At 45.7% G+C, this 650-nt stretch carries 1 protein-coding gene; it reads left to right on the top strand.

The features are described from left to right. Window positions 1-404, top strand: a 404-nt coding sequence (locus AC1MDJ_RS08365) for a flagellin (RefSeq protein WP_479690451.1), incomplete at its 5' end; no start/stop codon positions are given. Window positions 405-650: the final 246 nt, after the last annotated feature.

Genomic DNA, 650 nt, shown 5'->3' with positions numbered 1-650 from the left:
TAGCGAACACAGAATCGGTAGTGGGGATGAGTGCCAACGAGGGGCAACTGCTAGATATATCAATAGGCAGGCTTGATAGTGTAGGGCTAGAAGTGACTGATGTGTATGTGACCAGTGTTGAGGAGGCGCAGAAGTCAGTGACTAAGGTAGATGAGGCACTTGTGCGGTTGTCAAAGGCGCGTTCGCTGGTAGGTGCACAGGTCGTGAAGCTGGAGTTCAGCTTGAAGAGTCTGAATACGGCTAGACAGAATATGATGTCGTCGGCAAGCAGGCTGATGGATTTAGATGTGGCGGCGGAGAGTGCGAACTTAGCCCGTAACCAGATATTGGCGAACTCGTCCATAGCAATGCTCGCACAGGCTAACCAGATACCACAACTGGCACTGCAGCTACTGAACGGATAAACCTTTTTTCTCTCCCCCCTACGGGGGGAGGTATATAGAATATTTGTAGCACTGCTTTCTCCTCCCCCTTAATCTCTAACTAACCATTAAAACCGGTGATAAAAAGTGGATTTTAGTTATACATTGACAACCACCTCTGTTCATTATATTATTAAATTATGTCAAGTGGCAAGGCAAACAGGGAATATAAAGACACTGTATTTACCAAGTTGTTCTCTGATAAGGACAATCTTGTTGAGATGTATA

The sequence above is a fragment of the Candidatus Termitispirillum reticulitermitis genome (assembly GCF_054655775.1).
Note: the sequence above shows the minus strand (reverse complement) of the source record. Positions and strands in the feature narration are given on the sequence as shown.